This window comes from Mesorhizobium sp. B2-3-12, from assembly GCF_006442205.1.
Classification (GTDB): domain Bacteria; phylum Pseudomonadota; class Alphaproteobacteria; order Rhizobiales; family Rhizobiaceae; genus Mesorhizobium.
Genome location: NZ_VFVR01000001.1, coordinates 767908 through 785563 on the forward strand (window position 1 = coordinate 767908; position 17656 = coordinate 785563).

Consider the following 17656-nt stretch of genomic DNA (forward strand, 5'->3'; position numbering starts at 1 on the left):
GGTCCCTATCCCGGTCTACACCAGTTCCCTGCCCTTGGCGTCGATGGCATTGGCCACGGCCTCGTCGGTGGCCTCGTCGGGCAACAGCATCTCATTGTGCGCCTTGCCCGAAGGGATCATCGGGAAGCAGTTGGCCAGTGTCGCCACGCGGCAGTCGAACAGCACCGGCTTCCTGACCGAGATCATCTCCTTGATCGCATCGTCCAGCTCGTCGGGCTTCTCGCAGCGAATGCCGTGGCCGCCATAGGCCTCGGCCAGCTTGACGAAATCAGGCATCGCCTCGGTGTAGGAATGCGACAACCGATTGCCGTGCAGCAATTGCTGCCACTGGCGCACCATGCCCATATACTGGTTGTTGAGGATGAAGATCTTGATCGGCGCGTCGTGCTGCACGGCCGCACTCATCTCCTGCATCGTCATCTGCACCGAGGCGTCGCCGGCGATGTCGACGACCAATGCGTCGGGATGCGCGATCTGCACGCCGAGCGCGGCCGGCAGGCCGTAACCCATCGTGCCCAGGCCGCCCGATGTCATCCAGCGGTTCGGCTTGTCGAAATGATAATGCTGCGCCGCCCACATCTGGTGCTGGCCGACCTCGGTGGTGATGTAGGTGTCCATGTCCTTGGTCAGTTCATAGAGCCGCTGGATGGCGTATTGCGGCATGATCACGTCGTTGTTCATCTTGAAGGCGAGTGAATCGCGCGCGCGCCATTTGGCGATCTGCTCCCACCAGGGATAGAGCGCCTTCTTGTCGGTCTTGGCGGTCGCCCGCCACAGCCGCACCATGTCTTCCAGCACCCGGCCGACATCGCCGATGATCGGCACTTCGGTGTGGACGTTCTTGTTGAGCGAGGACGGATCGATGTCGATATGGATCTTGCGCGAGTTCGGCGAAAAAGCGGTCAACCGTCCGGTGATGCGATCGTCGAAACGCGCGCCGATGCAGATCATGACGTCGCAATCATGCATGGCCATGTTGGCTTCGTAGGTGCCGTGCATGCCGAGCATGCCCAGCCAGTTCTTGCCTGACGCAGGATAGGCGCCGAGACCCATCAGCGTCGAGGTGATCGGGAAGCCGGTGAGATCGACCAGTTCGCGCAGGAGATGGCTCGCTTCCGGACCGGAATTGATGACACCGCCGCCCGAATAGATGATCGGCTTCTTGGCGCCAGCCATCAGTTCGACCGCGGCCTTGATCTTCTCCAGGTCACCCTGGACCTTGGGCTGGTAGCTGGTGCGCGGCGCGATCTGCGGCGGGACGTAGGTCCCCCTGGCGAACTGCACGTCCTTCGGGATGTCGACCACCACCGGACCGGGACGGCCGGTCGTGGCGACATGGAAGGCCTCATGGATGGTCGCGGCGAGCTCGTTAACGTCCTTCACCAGCCAGTTGTGCTTGGTGCAGGGCCGCGTGATGCCGACCGTGTCGCATTCCTGGAACGCGTCGGAGCCGATCAGCGAGGTCGGCACCTGGCCGGTGAGACACACCAGTGGGATCGAATCCATCAGCGCGTCCTGCAACGGCGTGACAGCATTGGTGGCGCCCGGACCCGAAGTCACCAGCATGACGCCGGCCTTGCCGGTCGAGCGCGCATAGCCCTCCGCCGCATGGCCCGCGCCCTGCTCGTGCCGCACCAGAATGTGCTCGACCTCTTCCTGCTGGAAGATTTCATCGTAGATGGGAAGGACGGCGCCGCCGGGATAACCGAAGACGTGCTTGACGCCATTGTCCTTCAGCGCCTGCACCACCATTTCGGCGCCCGTCATTTCCCTGCTTGCCATCTCGCGCCGCTCGCTCTGTCCATTGCTCATCGGTCTGGTCCCGTACTGTCCGCCATCTGGCGTTTGCTGGTCGTTTAGTCGTGTTTCAGGCAATAAAAAAGGCCCCCGAGGGAGCCTGTGTGTTGCGCATGGGAGGTTTTCGCCCGGCGGTTACACCGCCTTGCCCACGCGCCTTCCTACGAGAATGAGTGCCGTTTTCATGGTGGCGGACCATAAAGGCGAACGCGCGGGGTCGTCAATGGGGTACGGCACGAATTCACTCAGCCGTGAGATCGGCTCCGCCGCGCGCTACCATAGTACAGTTGAGCCCGTCTCGTCGACGCACCACTATGCCAGGCCAGTTGCCGGCCTGCCGATGTCGTTAGCCGGGCTGACGACATGTCTGGGAGGACGAGGTTTGGCAGGCGAACGGGAGCATATCCGTGAGATCGAGCAGGTCCTGTCCGGCGGGCGATCGGCGCGCGACGAGGTCGTGGTGAAGTCGTGGCTGCGCTGTGTCGGCACCCATCGCCTCGACCCGGCCAGACCGACCGAGGCCTATATCGTGCCCGATACCCAGTTGCGCGAACACCGCGAACAGTCCGAGCGGCTGATCGCCATCGCCCGCAGCGGCCTGGAGACGCTTTTCAAGCAGGTGGCAGGCCAGAACTACGTGCTCTAGGCACGATCTGGCGCCTGGAGGAGGAGCCATGAACCCGACAACCGGAGGAGAAACCATGCTCGAAAGAACACCCACCACGAAGGCGCAGGCGCTGCTCGACAAGTTCGGCAAGGCGCTGGAGACCGGCGACATCGATGCGGCGGCCAATTGCTTCCAGGCGGATTGCTACTGGCGCGACCTCGTCACCTTCACCTGGAACCTGAGAACGATGGAGGGCCAGGACCAGGTCCGCGACATGCTGAAGGCGACGCTGGCCGAGACCGGGCCGAGCGACTGGAAGGTGGCGCAGGGCGAGGAAGCGACCGAGGCTGATGGCGTCACCACCGCCTGGATCACCTTCGAGACCAAGGTGGCGCGCGGCTTCGGCCTGGTGCGGTTCAAGGGCGAGCTGATCTGGACCTTGCTCACCACCATGGCCGAACTCAAGGGCCATGAGGAGAAAGCCGGCTTCACCCGTCCGCTCGGCGCCAAGCATGGCCATGGCAAGGACAGGAAATCCTGGCGCGAGGAGCGTGACGACGAACTCGCCGAGCTTGGCCGCGGCAAGCAACCTTATGTCGTGATCATCGGCGGCGGCCAGGGCGGCATTGCGCTCGGCGCGCGCCTGCGCCAGCTTGGCGTGTCGGCTATCATCATCGAGAAGAACGAGCGTCCCGGCGATTCCTGGCGCAAGCGCTACAAGTCGCTCTGCCTGCACGATCCGGTCTGGTACGACCATCTGCCCTATATCGACTTCCCCAAGAACTGGCCGGTCTTCGCGCCGAAGGACAAGATCGGCGACTGGCTCGAGATGTACACGAAGGTGATGGAGCTGAACTACTGGTCCTCCACCTCGGCGAAATCCGCGAAATATGACGAGAAGGCCGGGGAATGGACCGTCGTGGTCGAACGCGACGGCGAAGAGATCGTGCTTAGGCCCAGGCAGTTGGTACTGGCCACCGGCATGTCCGGCAAGGCGAACTGGCCGAAATACAAGGGCCAGGACATCTTCAAGGGCGAGCAGCAGCATTCCTCGACCCATCCCGGCCCGGACAAATACCGCGGCAAGAAGGTCGTGGTCATCGGTTCCAACAACTCCGCCCACGACATCTGCGCGGCTCTGTGGGAGGCAGGCGCGGACGTCACCATGGTGCAGCGTTCCTCCACGCACATCGTCAAGTCCGACACGCTGATGGATATCGGGCTGGGCTCGCTCTATTCCGAGCAGGCGGTCGAGAACGGCATGACGACACGCAAGGCCGACCTCATCTTCGCCTCCCTGCCCTACCGCATCCTGCACGAATTCCAGATCCCGCTTTACCAGCAGATGAAGGAACGCGACGCCAAGTTCTACGCGGATCTGGAAAAGGCCGGCTTCCTGCTCGACTGGGGCGATGACGAATCGGGCCTGTTCATGAAGTATCTTCGCCGTGGTTCGGGATACTACATCGATGTCGGCGCCTGCGACCTCGTCATCGACGGCTCGATCAAGCTCAAGAGCGGACCGGGCGCGGCGGTGGAGGAGCTGACGCAAACCGGTGTCAAATTCGTCGATGGAAGCGAGTTACCGGCAGATCTGGTGATCTACGCCACCGGCTACGGCTCGATGAATGGCTGGGCGGCGGACCTCATCTCGCAGGAGGTGGCGGACAAGGTCGGCAAGGTCTGGGGTCTTGGCTCCGACACCGCCAAGGACCCCGGCCCCTGGGAAGGCGAGCAGCGCAACATGTGGAAGCCGACCCAGCAAGAGGCGCTGTGGTTCCACGGCGGCAACCTCCACCAGTCGCGCCACTATTCGCAGTATCTGGCGCTGCAGCTGAAGGCCCGGCAGGTCGGATTGCCGACCCCGGTCTACGGGCTGCAGCAGGTCCATCACAAGGCTTAGCCGGCATCCCTGGGAGCACCCCTGCTTCCTTATCACCAAGGCCCCGCGCGGCATATCCGCCGCGCGGGGCCTTGGTGTCAGTTCCTCAGCATCACGCCCCTCGCCTTGGCCCAGCGCTCTATGACCTTGCGCTCATCGGGCAAGGCGACGCGGTTGGAGAAACCGCGCACCTGCACGGCACGGTTCTGCGAATCGAGTTCGATCGTCAGCAACCGCTCGATCTTGCCGAGTGCCGTACGCCGCAGCACCCAGATCGAGGCGTTGCCGGCGATGCATTTGGCCGCATAGGTCGACACGCAGTGATGCATCGCCCTCGACTCCGCGACCAGGTCCTCGGCCGTCCGCAACTGGCGAACGAAGAAGCGCTCGCCATGGGCTTTCGCTTCCTTGGCCGAAGGCTGCCACTCCCAATCCTCGAGCCGCGAGCCATCCCAGGCACCATCCTTTGTCGGCGAAGCCCGGCCGGCGGCGCGGCGGCGCATGGCCTCGATACGCTCGATCGCGGCAATGTCGCGGTGCCATTCCGACATCTGCCGGCGCAGCGAGCCGAGCGTGCGGCCCTTCAGGCTGTAGGCCGCATCGCGCCGGTGCATGGCGCCGACATAATCGCAGAGATCGTCGACCTCCTCCCTCGACGTGGGCTGTGCGCAGAAGAAACGCGCCACCTCACGCCAGAAGGCCAGATCGGCGCGCGGCGTGCGCGCGATCTTCGTGCGGGCAAGCCGTGCCGCCAGGCCGAGATCATCCGTGCAGGACCGAATGATCGCCACCCAGAACGCCTCCTCGAAGGTGAAGTCGCCCGACAGGTTCAGGAAGCAATGCACCTCCTTGCGCGAGAGCCACGCATTGGCGCCCGCCTTGTAGAGCGAGTCGCCGCGCGCGACCGCGACATACCAGGCCTTGCGCAGCGCGATCTCGTCGGCATTGAGCCCCGAGCCATCCTGCCAGATGGCCTCGAGCGCGGCCGAGACAGGGTAGCGCGCATAGAGATGACGAGCAGCGGCCAGTCGCAGGCGCGCGGGGTCGCGCGTCTTCAGCTTCGGACGCCACAGCCCGCCATCGCGGATCGCCACGCCGGCAAAGCCCCGGCGCACCTCGTCAAGCGCCCGCTCGAAATCCGGAGCGGGACGCGGCATGGCGCAAACCCGCCGCAGCGTTGCATCATATGCTTCAGTACGTTCGCGCTCGGCCTCGTGCCTGCGCTGGATCATGGACCTGGCCATGGCCGTTCTTCCCAATTGGAACCCTGTCAACCGCACGCTCTTCCAGCGCCGGCACGGACTGTGTCGATCTGGGTTGGCGTGACATTTGACGGGTCTCCTTTGGGGACGACGGGGTTGGACTGGGCGGGCTCTCTAGGCTTCTATCAATGTCGGAGCAAGAGCCATTCCTTCAATGTTTCCAACGGCGTGGTGAGGTGTTGCAAAGACGCATCTCAAGGTTTCAGGCGGCCGCCAGCGTCGGCCGAGAGCTTCTCTGCTCCCACCGCGTCAGTGACATGGGGTGACGCCGATGTCGCGCATGGAATTAGCTGCGCGCGTCGCGGCCAGACGGTTGCCGGATCGTGGGAAAATTAGAAATCCGCTAAGGCGCGGATCAGCCGGTTCGACCGCCGTGCAGGCGCGAAATGGGTGAACAAGATCTCATCTTCGCCTCCATCATGCGTGTGGTCGCTATCCGCGGCAGCTCTGGCCGCAGGTTGGGCGCGGCTAATATCTGGAAATAGAGGCATCGACAAGACGGCGGGCCTGGTCGGCTTTCACGACATGGAGAAAAGTGGCAGCGGCAAGGTCATGCGGCTCACTGCCTGGGGTGACCGGCGATGGCGCGAAAATGTCCGCGCCGGCCAATCTCTCGCGGCAAGCCTCCGGCCGGTATGCGGCCACCGCTTCTTCGCCGTCGAAGCAGAAACACATGAGTTGTCCCCTCGGTGGTTGGTTGCGTCAAGGCCGATTGGCGAAGTCGTGCACGACACGCTGCAGCAGCGGCACGTAGTCGCGAAACGCCCGCGTCTCCATATTGGCCACCTTGCCGCCCTCATCCCAGATGCGAACCCGCACCGCTTCCTCGTGGAACGGGTTCTCGCGGAATTTGGCCACCTCGTCGGCACTCATAGGTCCGCCCTGCAGGGACAAGGTATGAACCGAAGCCGGCGACAGCCTGGAGAAATAGGTCGGGTCGGTGGCGCAGAGATAGCGCTTGGCGGCGACATGCAGCCGGACGCATTCGACGACGACCGGCGGGAAGAACGGCGCCAGCACCTCGCCACCGGCCTCGTCGTGATGCTTGTCCTCGACATCGTCGGGCGAATAGGTGCCGAACTCGCTGGTGTAATGGCCGATATCGTGCAGCAGAGCGGCGGCCACCAGCACTTCTGGCGCGCCATCCTGCTCCGCCAGCCACGCCCCTTGCAGCATGTGTTCGGACATGGTCACCGGCTCCCCGAGATAGGATTCGGCGCCACGGCGCTCGAAGATGTCGGCGATGAACTCGACGATATTGTCCGCGTTCAAATCCTGGCCGCTCATTCCGCTGCCTCCTTGAAGCCGTGTTCGATCGCCGCGAGCGTCGACAGGAGGCCGTCCTTGTCGGCGTAGCATCCCTGCAGCCAGCGCTTGCCGGTGCCGGAAAACGCCTTGCGGGCATGCATGACGCGGGTGTTGTCGACGATGAAGGCCTGCCCTGCTTCCAGCTTGAAGGTCACTTCGAAGGACGGGGCCTCGATCAGTTCGGCGAACCGACGATAGGCGGCATAGTAGGCGCCCATATCGGCGAACGGCACATCGACGACAGGCGCCAGCGAACGGTTGTTGAAGCGGATGCAGATGAGTTCGCCATCCGGCCCGAGTTCGATCATCGGCCGCTTCGCGTGCAGCCGAACGCCGGATGAACCGGCATATTCGAAGCGTGCCGGACAGGAACTCAACAGCCGGAAACCTTCGGGGTTTTCGGCCTGCAAGGCGGCGGCGACGGCAAAACCGTCGACGACGCTGGATTCACCGCCCTCCACCGTGTTCTCGATGCAGGCCAGGATCTGCAGCGTCGGCACCGGATCGCGATAGGGATTGTCGGTATGCGCCTGCAGGCCGAGATTGGTGTAGGCGAGATTGCTGGGATTGACCTCGGCGCGTACTTCGAACCAGCGGCCGTAATTGGTCTCCCTGATGTAACCGAACAGGTCGGACACTTTGCACAGCGCGCCGGATTCGGTCGGCAAGCCGTCCATCACCGCAAAGCCATAGGCCCGAACCGAAGACAGCCATTGGCGCAGGACGTTGCGGTCGTGGCTGGCGGCTGCATAGCCGGCACGCGGCACCGAATTCTGCATCGTCGCCTTGGTCCAGCGCGCAATCTCGTCACCGGTCCAGCCGGCTTGGCGCGCCATGTCACGATCATAGGCATTGGCGCTCAGCCATTGCGCGGGAAAGCTGACCGTCTTGCCTTCCGGAATGAAGCGGACCTCGAGGGCATCGCCCTTGATCGAGGCCGCGTCGATCCTGGTATCCGCCGGAACGTCGAGGATGGTGATCAGCCGCTGGCCGTTACCGGCACTGCGCGTCTTGTCGTCGAGCGCATTGTCGCGCAGCCATATCGCGTGAAAGCGGGTGCGCCTCCCGTCCTGCCAGCCAAGTTCGATCGTTCTGCCTTCGTCGCCAACCAGCGCATGGGTGAGCATGAAATCCGTCCTGTCGCCTTGTTGCCCACGGTTCGTGCCGTGGTTTCGATTGCATGTTGACCGCACGAAAGGCATAATTCAAATTATCATTTTTTAGCCAATGACATCGATTTACTAATGACTCGACGAACCATACCCACCTTGCCCCCGCTCGACTGGCTGCGCAGTTTCGAAGCAGCGGCGCGGTTGTCGAATTTCACGGCTGCGGCGGCCGAACTCGGCCTGACCCAGGCGGCGGTCAGCCAGCACATCCGGCTGCTCGAGGAGCGGCTGAAGACGCGGCTGTTCTCGCGGCTGGCGCGCGGCGTCGCGCTGTCGCCGGAGGGTGCGGCCTACCTGCCCCACATCCAGTCGGCCTTCGCCACCATTGGCAGCAGCACCGCGGAACTGTTCGAACCGCGCGCCGTCCAGACCGTCTCGATCCGGGTGCCGATCTCGTTTGCCCTGCTGGCGCTGGTGCCGGCGCTGCCCGATCTCGCCGAGGCGTTGCCGCGCATCCAGGTCGATCTGGTGACGATCCATCGCCCCACGGATTACGATCTGCCGGGCTCGGCGCTCGACATCCGGTTCGGAAACGGATCCTTTCCCGGACGCGAGGCCGAGAGGCTGACCACCGAACGGCTCGTGCCGGTGGCAAGCCCGGTTTTGGCCGACGCCGCCGACTGGACCTCGCTGCCGCTGCTGCTCGTGGCCGGCGCGCGCGAGATGTGGGCGGAATGGTTCGCGGCGGCCGGATTGGCCGGCCATGCGCAGCGGTCGCATCGCTTCGACAGTTTCGTCGCCGCGATGGGGGCGGCGAGCGCCGGCGCCGGTGTGCTTCTGGGATCGCGCCCCCTGGTCGACGCGGCGCTTGACAGCAGGGCGCTGGTCCGGCTTTCCGATTTTGAACTCTCCAGCACGTCAGGGCATTTTCTGACCAGGCCGTCATCCGCGCGGCTGACCAGCGCCGAGCAGGATTTCCGCCACTGGCTGCTCAGGCGTCTTGCCGGAAAGGCCTGGGCCTGACTGGTGCTAGCGCAAGGCTGTGCCGATACGCTTCCAGTAGATCAGCGTGCCCGTCAGCCCGCCATGCGGCTTCAGCGCATAATCCGGTATCTCGCCGGCCAGGGTGAAGCCAAGCGTCTCGTAAAGTCCTGAAGCCCCCTCCTCCGTCGCCGTGTCCAGAACCAGCAGCGTGCGACCCTTTTCCGCCGCCAGACGCTCGGCGGCCCGCATCAGGCGCGTCCCGACACCCCGGCCCCGGTATTCGACCGACGTCATCAGCTTGGCGATCTCGGCCCGGTGCGGCTGGTTGGGCGGGCAATCGAGCAACAAGGTGACAGTACCGACCAGGGCTTTACCGTCCCAGGCCCCGAGCACCATTCTTTCGCCTTTTGCCGCCGAGGTCAGGGACTTCTCCCAGAACGCGCTTGCCGCCTCCAGCGCCAGCGGATGCATGAAGCTGACCGATCCGCCGGCGGCAACCGTTTCGACCAGCAGATCGGCTAGGACTGCCAGGGTTCCCGTGCTGGCGGCCAAGGGCCCGATTTCGATGGCATTCATAGCTGGTCCTCCGGAAATGAATGATAAGTCGGTGGCGCCGGCGTCAGTCGAGATGGCGCACCCGGCGTCGCTTGCGCGCGGCCTTGATGGCGCTGATACGCTCGGTGTCTTCGTCCCTGAGATGCCGACCGCGCTCGAGGATTTCGAGCGTGTATTCCTCATAGGTCAGGCCCAGCCGTTCCGCCCTGTCCATGCGCATCAGCATCACCTCGCGGCTCGGCGCCTTCCACGCCTTGGCGTGTGCTGCCTGCCAGGCCAGGAAGATGTAAGGATCGCCCTTGCCCCATGGCGGCCCCTTGTAGTCATCAAGAGGCGGCCCCCCATTGTGGGAGCGCTTTGGCCAGTTCGCCATGATGTCAGCCCCTGACCAGCGCGACGAGATAGTCGGCGCCCGGCTCCAGCGCGTGGAAGATGCAATCCGAAGGCGCGCCCAGCGCCAGGCAGTCGCCGGGTTCGAGCTTGTGCACCTGATCACCTTCGGTGAATTCGAGTTTTCCCGAGATCAGCCAGATCTGCTGCTTGATGAAAGCGTAGGACGCCGCGGGCAAGCTGACCTTGGCGCCCGCCGGCAGGTGGACCTTGATCAGTTCGAGCGGCATCTCGCTCGCCGGCGACAGATGCTGTCTGACATAGCCCGTATCGGGGTCACGCCACACCGGCTGGTCGGCCGCGCGCAGCAGCCCGCCGCCTTGCAATTCCGCACGCGCGATGAGGGTTGACAGCGTTATGCCGAAGGCCGCCGCGATGCGCACCAGAAGTGCTGCGGTCGGGCTGGTCATGCCGCGCTCGATGGTGCTCAGCATTGCCTTGGAAACGCCGGACCGTTCGGCGAGTTCGGCCAACGACCAGTCCCGCACGGTCCTTTCGGTGTGAATCCGCTTGCCGATGGTCGAGGAAATATCGTTCGCTATATCATCCATTCGTCCATTATAGCGAAACAACAAGACTCGTGAAGAGCCATTTCGCCACAATTTGCATCGGGGCCTTAATCCTCTCTACACCATCCGACCTCATCCGACCTTAACCCCGTTCCTGTAGGTTCCGTCTCCAGGGAAATGGGGATTGGCCTGTCCATGTATGTCGAACGCGAAGCTTCCGTCGGAGAACCGATATCGCAGGAGCGCCGCAACGCAGAGCAGAACGACAGGCGCATCCTCGGCAACGTCGTGCAATGCGACGGCGCGCGCGCCACCATCGCCGCCTACGCGGACGATCACGACGGCGCAATCACCGGCCTGTGGACGGTCGGCAAGATGATCTCGATCAATCTGGGCACAACGCGCACCGTTGGCCTGGTCTATGCGATCGGCAAGTCGGATCGCGCCTGGAGCAACGAGGGCCAGAACGCCATCGAGGTCAGCATCGAGCTGATCGGCGAAGTGCGCGACGGTGCCGAACCCGGCGCCAAGCCGATCTTCGACCGCGGCATCACCACCTATCCGCATATCGGCGCCGTCGCGCACCGCATCCGCACGCGCGACCTGCAGGCCGTCTACGATCTGGCCGGCCGCCATTCGATCACCATCGGCTCGCTGGCACAGGACGAGGCGATCGCCGCCAACATCGCCATCGACGATACGCTGGCGCGCCACTTCGCCATTGTCGGCACGACCGGCGTCGGCAAGTCGACCGCCGTGTCGCTGCTGCTGCGCAAGTCGATCGCGGCGCGACCCGACCTGCGCATCCTGATCCTCGATCCGCACAACGAGTTCGCGGCCTCGCTGCCCGAATATTGCGTCAAGGTCGATGCCAAGACACTCGACCTGCCGTTCTGGATGTTCACGCTGGAGGAATTCGCCGAAGTGCTGTTTCGCGGACGCGAAACGGTGCCGGAAGAGATCGACGCCCTTCGCGACCTCATTCCGCTCGCCAAGAACCTCTATCGCAACCCCAATTCAGGCGCCTACCTCAGGCGCGGCAACGATGCGCTGACCGCCGATACGCCGGTGCCTTACCGCATCGCCGACCTGCTCAAGCAGATCGACGAGCGCATGGGCATGCTCGAAAGCAAGACCGACCGCCCGACGCTCAAATCGCTGAAGACGCGCATCGAATCGGCGGCCGCCGATCCCCGCTACCGCTTCATGTTCAATTCACGCCTGATCGAGGACACCATCCACGAGACGATCGGCAACATCTTCCGTGTCCCGCATCATGGCCGCCCGGTGACCTGCTTCGAGATGGCCGGCATGCCATCGGAGGTGGTCAATTCCGTCTGTTCGGTGCTGGCGCGTCTGGCCTTCGACCTCGCTCTGTGGAGCGAAGGCAAGCTGCAACTCCTGTTTTTATGCGAGGAAGCGCATCGCTACATGCCCGCCGACCCGCGCCTCGGCTTCGCGCCGACCCGGCACGCTCTGTCGCGCATCGCCAAGGAAGGCAGAAAATATGGCTGCTATCTCGGCGTCGTCACCCAGCGTCCCGGCGAGCTCGACCCAACCATCCTGTCGCAATGCTCGACATTCTTCGCCATGCGGCTCGCCAACGAGCAGGACCAGGCGATCATCCGCTCGGCCATCGCCGACTCTTCCGCTTCCACGCTGGCTTTCCTGTCCTCCATGGGCCAGCGCGAAGCGATCGCCTTCGGCGAAGGCGTGGCGACGACCATGCGCCTGAAATTCGAAAGGCTGCCCGCTCACCTATTGCCCGGCACGGCCAAGCGCGAGGAAGAAGTCACGTCGAAAACCGGCGACGTCGATCTGGTGGCGATCGTCGAGCGGCTGCGCAACGTGCCGAAACCGACGCAGCAGGCGATGGCTTTCGCCGAGGTGGTCGATTCCGGCCGGCAGGCCGGCGACCCCGACTACCGCAAGCCGCCATCGGGTGCACGCGTGCAGTCGGACGAGGATTTCGATACGCGCTACGGCCTCAAACCCGCCACCTTCGGCCTGCGTCCGCAGAACGATTGAGACCTGGGCGCTACAAATCTCTGCGAACATTTCCAATAATCCGCGCAAGCGGATCACATCCCGTGTTCGTCGGCAAGCTTGGGTAAATCCCGTCAGGGAATTCGTCAGGCTGAATCGGCTGGCGTCGGTTTCGAGAACCGGAGCGGAGCGGACATTCAGTCCGTGAGCACAGTTCTACTGCGACGCAGTAGAATGGGGAAGCGCAGAAAACGGCGCCAGACGGCCGGCCTCACGAATTCAGTGACGGGATTTTAGGCGCAGACGCGGTTGCGGCCCTGCCTCTTCGCCTCATAGAGCTGGCGGTCCGCCCGGCGGTAGAACTCCTCGGCCGTTTCCTTGCGGTCCCAGACGGCAAGCCCGACGCTGGTGGTGATCTTGAGCCGGACATTGTTGCCGGAGAGGATCGACATGTTGGCGATCGCCTTGCGGATGCGCTCGGCGAATTTGGCCAAAAGGTCCGCCTCCATGTTGGGCGTGACCACGGCGAACTCCTCACCGCCCAGCCGTGCCACCACGTCATGATAGCGGGTCATGTCCTTGAGGCAGCTGGCGACGGCCTTGAGCACCTCGTCGCCAACATCGTGGCCATGCGTGTCGTTGACCTGCTTGAAATGATCGAGGTCGAGGATCATCAACCCGACCGGCTTCTCGATGCGCCGGAATTCCTCGAGATATTCCTTGAGCGCGTCGTCGAAATAACGCCGGTTCTGCATGCCGGTCAGGCCGTCGGTCAGGGCGGCGTGCTCGAACGTCTCGGAGCGGGCACTGAGCGAAACCGTCATGGCGCGCAGCTTGCCTTCTTCCGTCGCCTGTCTGCGGATCAGCGGATAGATGAAGAAGATGCCGAAAAACAGCGCGGTGGCAAGCAGTACGCCGGTCGCGAACAGGAGCTTGTTGAGGTAGATGACCTTGTCCAGGCCCGAGGGTGTATGCAATTCCGTGGAGAAGGATTGTAGTTGTCCATAGGCGTGCAGCGTCACCAGGCCCGCGGCCAGGATCACGAAGATAAAGACGAAAAAAGCGGATTCCGCCTTATGGAAACGCATCTGCTCCCCGATGGAAAAGTGCCCCACGACCTTATGGCACGGACGGACTTACGGAGCGTTAATTCCGACAACTTCGGCGGGAACCCTGACCGCCGGGTCAACTTTTTAAGTTGCATTAGCAACAAGTGTTTGGATCGTCGTTTCGAAATCGTCACCGGGGCACAATCTCCGCCATTCCGGCCCCAACTGATGACGAAACCACGTCGCCTGCCGCTTGGCATATTGCCGTGTTGCGATCTTGGCGCGTTCGATCGCTTCGGGAAAGCTCGATTGCCCCGCCATGGCGGCCTGCAGCTCACGAACCCCGATCGCCTTCATCGCCGGCAGGTCCGGATCGAGACGCAGGGCCGCAAGCTGCTCGACTTCCTCCAGCGCGCCCTTGTCCAGCATCTGGTCGAAGCGCCTTTCGATACGGCCGACCAGCGCCGGCCGATCCGGCTCGATGACCAGGAAATGCGCGCTCCGCCTGTCGATGAGCGGCTGGCCGCGCTCGGCCTGCCATTCCAGGATCGACCGGCCGGATGCGTCAAGCACTTCGAGCGCGCGTACGATGCGATGGCTGTCGGTCGGCTTCAGCTGCATGGCGACTTTCGAATCCTCGCGCAGCAGGATGCCGTGCAACTTGACCGCGCCGTGCTCCTTCAACTCATAGCGCCAGCGGTCACGAATCCGCTGCGGAATGTCGGGCATTTCCGAAATGCCCTCGGCCAGGGCGCGAAAGTAAAGGCCGGTGCCGCCGACGAAAATTGGTCGCCGCGCGAGCGTTCCCTCGTCGATGAGTTTCATGACGTCGCGCAGCCAGGCGCCGGTCGAGTAGGCGGTGCCTGGATGGACATGCCCGTAGAGAAAATGCGGCGCTCGTGCGAGGTCGGCCGCCTCGGGCCTGGCGGTCAGAACGTCGAGAACCGAATAACCCTGCATGGAATCGGTGTTGACGATGACGCCGCCTGTGCGTTCGGCCAGGTCGAGCGCCAGCGCCGACTTGCCGCTGGCGGTCGGCCCGGCTATCAGGATCGCGTTCTTCACGCGGCCTTCGTCCGCATCCGCGCCGGAATTCTCGATGCCGCTCATCGCCACGCTTGTGTCCCGTCCCATTGACCGCGCTTTGTCGCCGTCGCTTGCGAATATGGCCTCAGGATCGGTGGGCGCAAGCGCTGTCGTCTGGCTTGCCGAAGGCATTGCCTGCGATCTGGCCCTGCCGCAAGGGGCCGATGCCGCCGACATGACCGCCGCGTTGCGCGCCGCACTGGCCTCGGAGCCGGTCGACGTCATCGTCCAGCAGGCTGAAACGAGGCGGAAGAAAATCCTCATCGCCGACATGGATTCGACCATGATCGACCAGGAGTGCATCGACGAACTGGCCGATGAGATCGGCGTCAAGGACCGCGTCGCTTCGATCACAGCGCGGTCGATGAATGGCGAGATCGCCTTCGAGCCGGCGCTGCGCGAGCGCGTGGCATTGCTGAAAGGGCTCGACGCGGCCGTGGTCGACCGTATCGTCGCCAACAGGTTGACATTGGCCTCGGGCGGCCGCGCGCTCGTCCAGACCATGCGCGCCGACGGCGCCTGGACGGCGCTCGTCTCGGGCGGCTTCGAGGTGTTCACCACGCGCATCGCCGCCATGCTCGGCTTTCAGGAGAACCGCGCCAACCGCCTGCTCGAACAGGACGGACGCTTCACGGGACTGGTCGGCGAGCCGATCCTCGGCCGCGCCGCCAAGGCCGATGCATTGCTCGAAATCTCGGCGCGTCTTGGCCTGACGCCGGCCGATGCCATCGCCGTCGGCGACGGCGCCAACGATCTCGACATGATCCGCCTCGCCGGCACCGGTGTCGCGCTGCACGCCAAACCGACGGTGGCGGCACAGGCCAGGGTTCGCATCGACCATGGCGACCTGACCGCATTGCTCTATCTGCAGGGCTACCGCCAGGAAGACTTCGTGCAATGAAACCACTCCGTACCGAACGCCTTATCCTGCGCAATTGGGAGGATCGCGACCGCGGATTGTTCCACCGCATCAATTCCGACGAACGCGTGATGGAGTTCTTCCCGTTTCGCCGCGATCGGGCGACGGCGGATGCCAAGATGGACGAATTGCGCGCCGCCATCGATCGCGACGGCATCGGCTTCACCGCGGTCGAGGTCGCCGCCACTGGCGAATGCATCGGCTTTGTCGGCATAACCGGAACCGACCACCTCGACTTCCTGCCGGCCAGCATGATCGAGATCGGCTGGCGGCTGGCGCCTGAATTCTGGGGCAAGGGTTACGTCACCGAGGCCGCCGAGGCATGGCTCACTCACGGCTTCGAAACGCTGGGGCTCGACGAGATCGTCTCCTTCGCGGTCGCCAACAACGACCACTCGACAGCGGTCATGCGGCGCCTGGGCATGAGCGCCGATCCATCCGCCGATTTCGATCATCCCGGCATTCCCGACAGCCATCCCGCGCTCAAGCGGCATGTATTCTACCGGCTGTCTCGCCAAGACTGGCAGGCAAGAAAGAGGGCGGCCCGTTAGCCGCCCTCTTTCTTGAAATCAAAGCGTTGCAGGGTTTACCGGATTCAATCCATCCGGATCGTCACGAACCTCAACTCACCGGTCTTCGACGCCAGCATCAGCAGCGCGTTCTTGCGCCCCTGCTCCTTCAGCGCGCCGATCCGGTCCATGACGTCCTTGGGCGTCGCGACCGATTCCTGCGCGATCTCGGTGATCACCTCCCCCGGCTGGATACCGCGTTCGGCAGCGGCCGAATCCTTGGCCACGTCGGTGATGACGACGCCGGAGACATCGGCGGCGATGCTGAACTTCTTGCGCGTCTCGTCATTGAGCTCGCCGACCGTCATGCCGAGCACCGCGGCGGTCGAAACGGCCGGAGCCTTGTCGCCGCCCTTGTCCTGGTCGGTGTTGCCATTCTCGCCGCTGGCGAGCTTTTCGCCATCCTCGAGCCGGCCGAGCGTCACCTTCGCCGTCTGCTCGACGCCCTTGCGCACGATCAGCACGTCGACGGCCTTGCCGACCGGGCTTTCGGCGACGACGCGCGGCAGGTCGCGCATTTCATGGATATCCTTGCCGTCGAACTTGATGATGACGTCGCCGGCCTGGATGGTGCCGTTGTCGACAGGGCCGCCCTTGATGACGCCGGCCACCAGCGCGCCCTTGGCGGTCGCCATGCCGAGGCTTTCGGCAATGTCGTCCGTCACCGGCTGGATACGCACGCCGAGCCAGCCGCGCCGCGTCTCGCCATACTGGCGCAACTGGTCGACAACGCCCGAGGCGAGCTGCGAGGGAATGGAAAAGCCGATGCCGATCGAGCCGCCGGACGGCGAAATGATCGCCGTGTTCATGCCGATGACCTCGCCGGCGCTGTTGAACAGCGGTCCGCCCGAATTGCCGCGATTGATCGCCGCGTCGGTCTGGATGAAGTCGTCATAGGGTCCCGAATTGATATCGCGGTTGCGCGCCGAGACGATGCCGACCGTGACCGTGCCGCCGAGGCCGAACGGATTACCGACCGCCATCACCCAGTCGCCGACGCGCATCTTGGTGGAATCACCGAATTTCACCGCCGTCAGCTTGTGGCCTTTCGGGTCGACCTTCAGCACCGCGACGTCGGTCTTGGTGTCGGTGCCGACCAGCGTCGCCTTCAAGGTCACGCCATCGGAGAAATTGACCTCGATGTCATCGGCGTCGGCGATCACGTGGTTGTTGGTGACGACGATGCCTTGCTCGGCGTCGATGACGAAGCCGGAGCCCAGCGACTGCACCTTCTGCGAGCCGCCATCCTTCTCGCCGCCCCGATTCTTGAAGAAATCGTCGAAGAAATCCTGGAAGGGCGAGCCTTCGGGAAGCTGCGGCATCGGCACCGCGCCCGGCCCTTCCGTGCCCTTCACCGTCTGCGAGGTCGAGATGTTGACCACGGCACCGAGCACGCGTTCCGCCAGGTCGGCGACCGAGGCAGGTCCATCCGCGGCGAATGCCGGTGCCACGAAGGACGGAACGGCCGCGGTGCCCAGGACAAGCGCCGCGGCGCCGGCGACCAGCGTCCGTCGAGCGGCGCGCAAAAAGGTGTTGGATGTCATCGAGAAGCCTCCCGGCATTTCTGAAAGAGAAAAGCGCTTCGACGAAAACGCCGTGTCGCGCCATGATGGCAAGAAATACGGCACGTTTGCGGCTTTGACT

Annotated in this window: 15 protein-coding genes and 1 pseudogene; 6 read left to right on the forward strand and 10 right to left on the reverse strand. The window is 63.9% G+C overall.

Annotation, left to right across the window (positions count from 1 at the left end; translation table 11 throughout):
- Positions 1 to 15: 15 nt before the first annotated feature.
- On the reverse strand, positions 16 to 1812 hold the full coding sequence (locus FJ948_RS03765) for an acetolactate synthase 3 large subunit (protein WP_140701827.1): 1797 nt from the start codon (positions 1810 to 1812) through the stop codon (positions 16 to 18).
- 325 nt (positions 1813 to 2137) lie between these two features.
- Here FJ948_RS03765 and FJ948_RS03770 point away from each other — a divergent pair.
- Both FJ948_RS03770 and FJ948_RS03775 read left to right on the forward strand, forming a co-directional pair.
- Positions 2138 to 2440 (forward strand): annotated as a pseudogene (locus FJ948_RS03770) (hypothetical protein); the annotation flags it as partial.
- A 58-nt stretch (positions 2441 to 2498) separates the two neighbouring features.
- Positions 2499 to 4307 (forward strand): NAD(P)/FAD-dependent oxidoreductase, encoded by a 1809-nt coding sequence (locus FJ948_RS03775; protein ID WP_140701828.1) that lies wholly within the window; start codon positions 2499 to 2501, stop codon positions 4305 to 4307.
- 77 nt (positions 4308 to 4384) lie between these two features.
- On the opposite strand, the gene FJ948_RS03780 is transcribed toward FJ948_RS03775, so the two are convergent.
- From FJ948_RS03780 to FJ948_RS03790, 3 genes are all read right to left on the reverse strand, one after another.
- The gene (locus tag FJ948_RS03780; protein WP_140701829.1) at positions 4385 to 5530 is read right to left on the reverse strand and encodes a PcfJ domain-containing protein; all 1146 of its coding nucleotides are present in this window, start codon (positions 5528 to 5530) and stop codon (positions 4385 to 4387) included.
- A gap of 720 nt (positions 5531 to 6250) precedes the next feature.
- The gene (locus FJ948_RS03785) at positions 6251 to 6835 is read right to left on the reverse strand and encodes an HD domain-containing protein (RefSeq protein WP_140701830.1); all 585 of its coding nucleotides are present in this window, start codon (positions 6833 to 6835) and stop codon (positions 6251 to 6253) included.
- The gene (locus FJ948_RS03790) at positions 6832 to 7983 is read right to left on the reverse strand and encodes a gamma-butyrobetaine dioxygenase (RefSeq protein ID WP_140701831.1); all 1152 of its coding nucleotides are present in this window, start codon (positions 7981 to 7983) and stop codon (positions 6832 to 6834) included. The genes FJ948_RS03785 and FJ948_RS03790 overlap by 4 nt, the downstream gene beginning before the upstream one ends.
- 117 nt (positions 7984 to 8100) lie before the next feature.
- Between FJ948_RS03790 and FJ948_RS03795 the strand changes: the two genes are divergently transcribed.
- A complete protein-coding gene (locus tag FJ948_RS03795; RefSeq protein ID WP_140701832.1) occupies positions 8101 to 8988 on the forward strand; it encodes a LysR family transcriptional regulator in 888 nt (295 codons plus the stop codon).
- 6 nt (positions 8989 to 8994) lie between these two features.
- Here the strand turns inward: FJ948_RS03795 and FJ948_RS03800 are convergent, their stop codons facing one another.
- From FJ948_RS03800 to FJ948_RS03810, 3 genes are read right to left on the reverse strand one after another with little or no spacing between them, the layout of a single operon-like run.
- Positions 8995 to 9525, reverse strand: coding sequence for an N-acetyltransferase (locus tag FJ948_RS03800; RefSeq protein ID WP_140701833.1), 531 nt, complete (start codon positions 9523 to 9525; stop codon positions 8995 to 8997).
- Between the two features lie 43 nt (positions 9526 to 9568).
- Positions 9569 to 9877 carry a hypothetical protein gene (locus tag FJ948_RS03805; protein ID WP_140701834.1) on the reverse strand — a complete coding sequence of 103 codons (309 nt, stop codon included), beginning with the start codon at positions 9875 to 9877 and terminating at the stop codon, positions 9569 to 9571.
- A 4-nt stretch (positions 9878 to 9881) separates the two neighbouring features.
- Positions 9882 to 10445: an XRE family transcriptional regulator gene (locus FJ948_RS03810; protein ID WP_140701835.1), complete on the reverse strand. Its 564-nt coding sequence runs from the start codon at positions 10443 to 10445 to the stop codon at positions 9882 to 9884.
- A 153-nt stretch (positions 10446 to 10598) separates the two neighbouring features.
- Here FJ948_RS03810 and FJ948_RS03815 point away from each other — a divergent pair, with 153 nt between their 5' ends.
- Positions 10599 to 12431, forward strand: a complete 1833-nt coding sequence (locus tag FJ948_RS03815; RefSeq protein ID WP_140701836.1) for an ATP-binding protein — start codon at positions 10599 to 10601, stop codon at positions 12429 to 12431.
- A gap of 251 nt (positions 12432 to 12682) precedes the next feature.
- On the opposite strand, the gene FJ948_RS03820 is transcribed toward FJ948_RS03815, so the two are convergent.
- Complete coding sequence (locus FJ948_RS03820) at positions 12683 to 13477, reverse strand: GGDEF domain-containing protein (RefSeq protein WP_140701837.1); 795 nt, start codon at positions 13475 to 13477, stop codon at positions 12683 to 12685.
- Between the two features lie 105 nt (positions 13478 to 13582).
- Positions 13583 to 14548 carry a tRNA (adenosine(37)-N6)-dimethylallyltransferase MiaA gene (gene miaA / locus FJ948_RS03825; RefSeq protein WP_140702247.1) on the reverse strand — a complete coding sequence of 322 codons (966 nt, stop codon included), beginning with the start codon at positions 14546 to 14548 and terminating at the stop codon, positions 13583 to 13585.
- On the opposite strand from miaA, the gene serB reads away from it, so the two are divergent.
- Positions 14538 to 15425 (forward strand): phosphoserine phosphatase SerB, encoded by an 888-nt coding sequence (gene serB, locus FJ948_RS03830; RefSeq protein WP_140701838.1) that lies wholly within the window; start codon positions 14538 to 14540, stop codon positions 15423 to 15425. The two genes, miaA and serB, sit on opposite strands and share 11 nt — an antisense overlap.
- The gene (locus tag FJ948_RS03835) at positions 15422 to 15994 is read left to right on the forward strand and encodes a GNAT family N-acetyltransferase (protein WP_140701839.1); all 573 of its coding nucleotides are present in this window, start codon (positions 15422 to 15424) and stop codon (positions 15992 to 15994) included. The genes serB and FJ948_RS03835 overlap by 4 nt, the downstream gene beginning before the upstream one ends.
- Positions 15995 to 16038: 44 nt before the next feature.
- On the opposite strand, the gene FJ948_RS03840 is transcribed toward FJ948_RS03835, so the two are convergent.
- Positions 16039 to 17556: a DegQ family serine endoprotease gene (locus FJ948_RS03840; protein WP_140701840.1), complete on the reverse strand. Its 1518-nt coding sequence runs from the start codon at positions 17554 to 17556 to the stop codon at positions 16039 to 16041.
- Positions 17557 to 17656 lie beyond the last annotated feature (100 nt).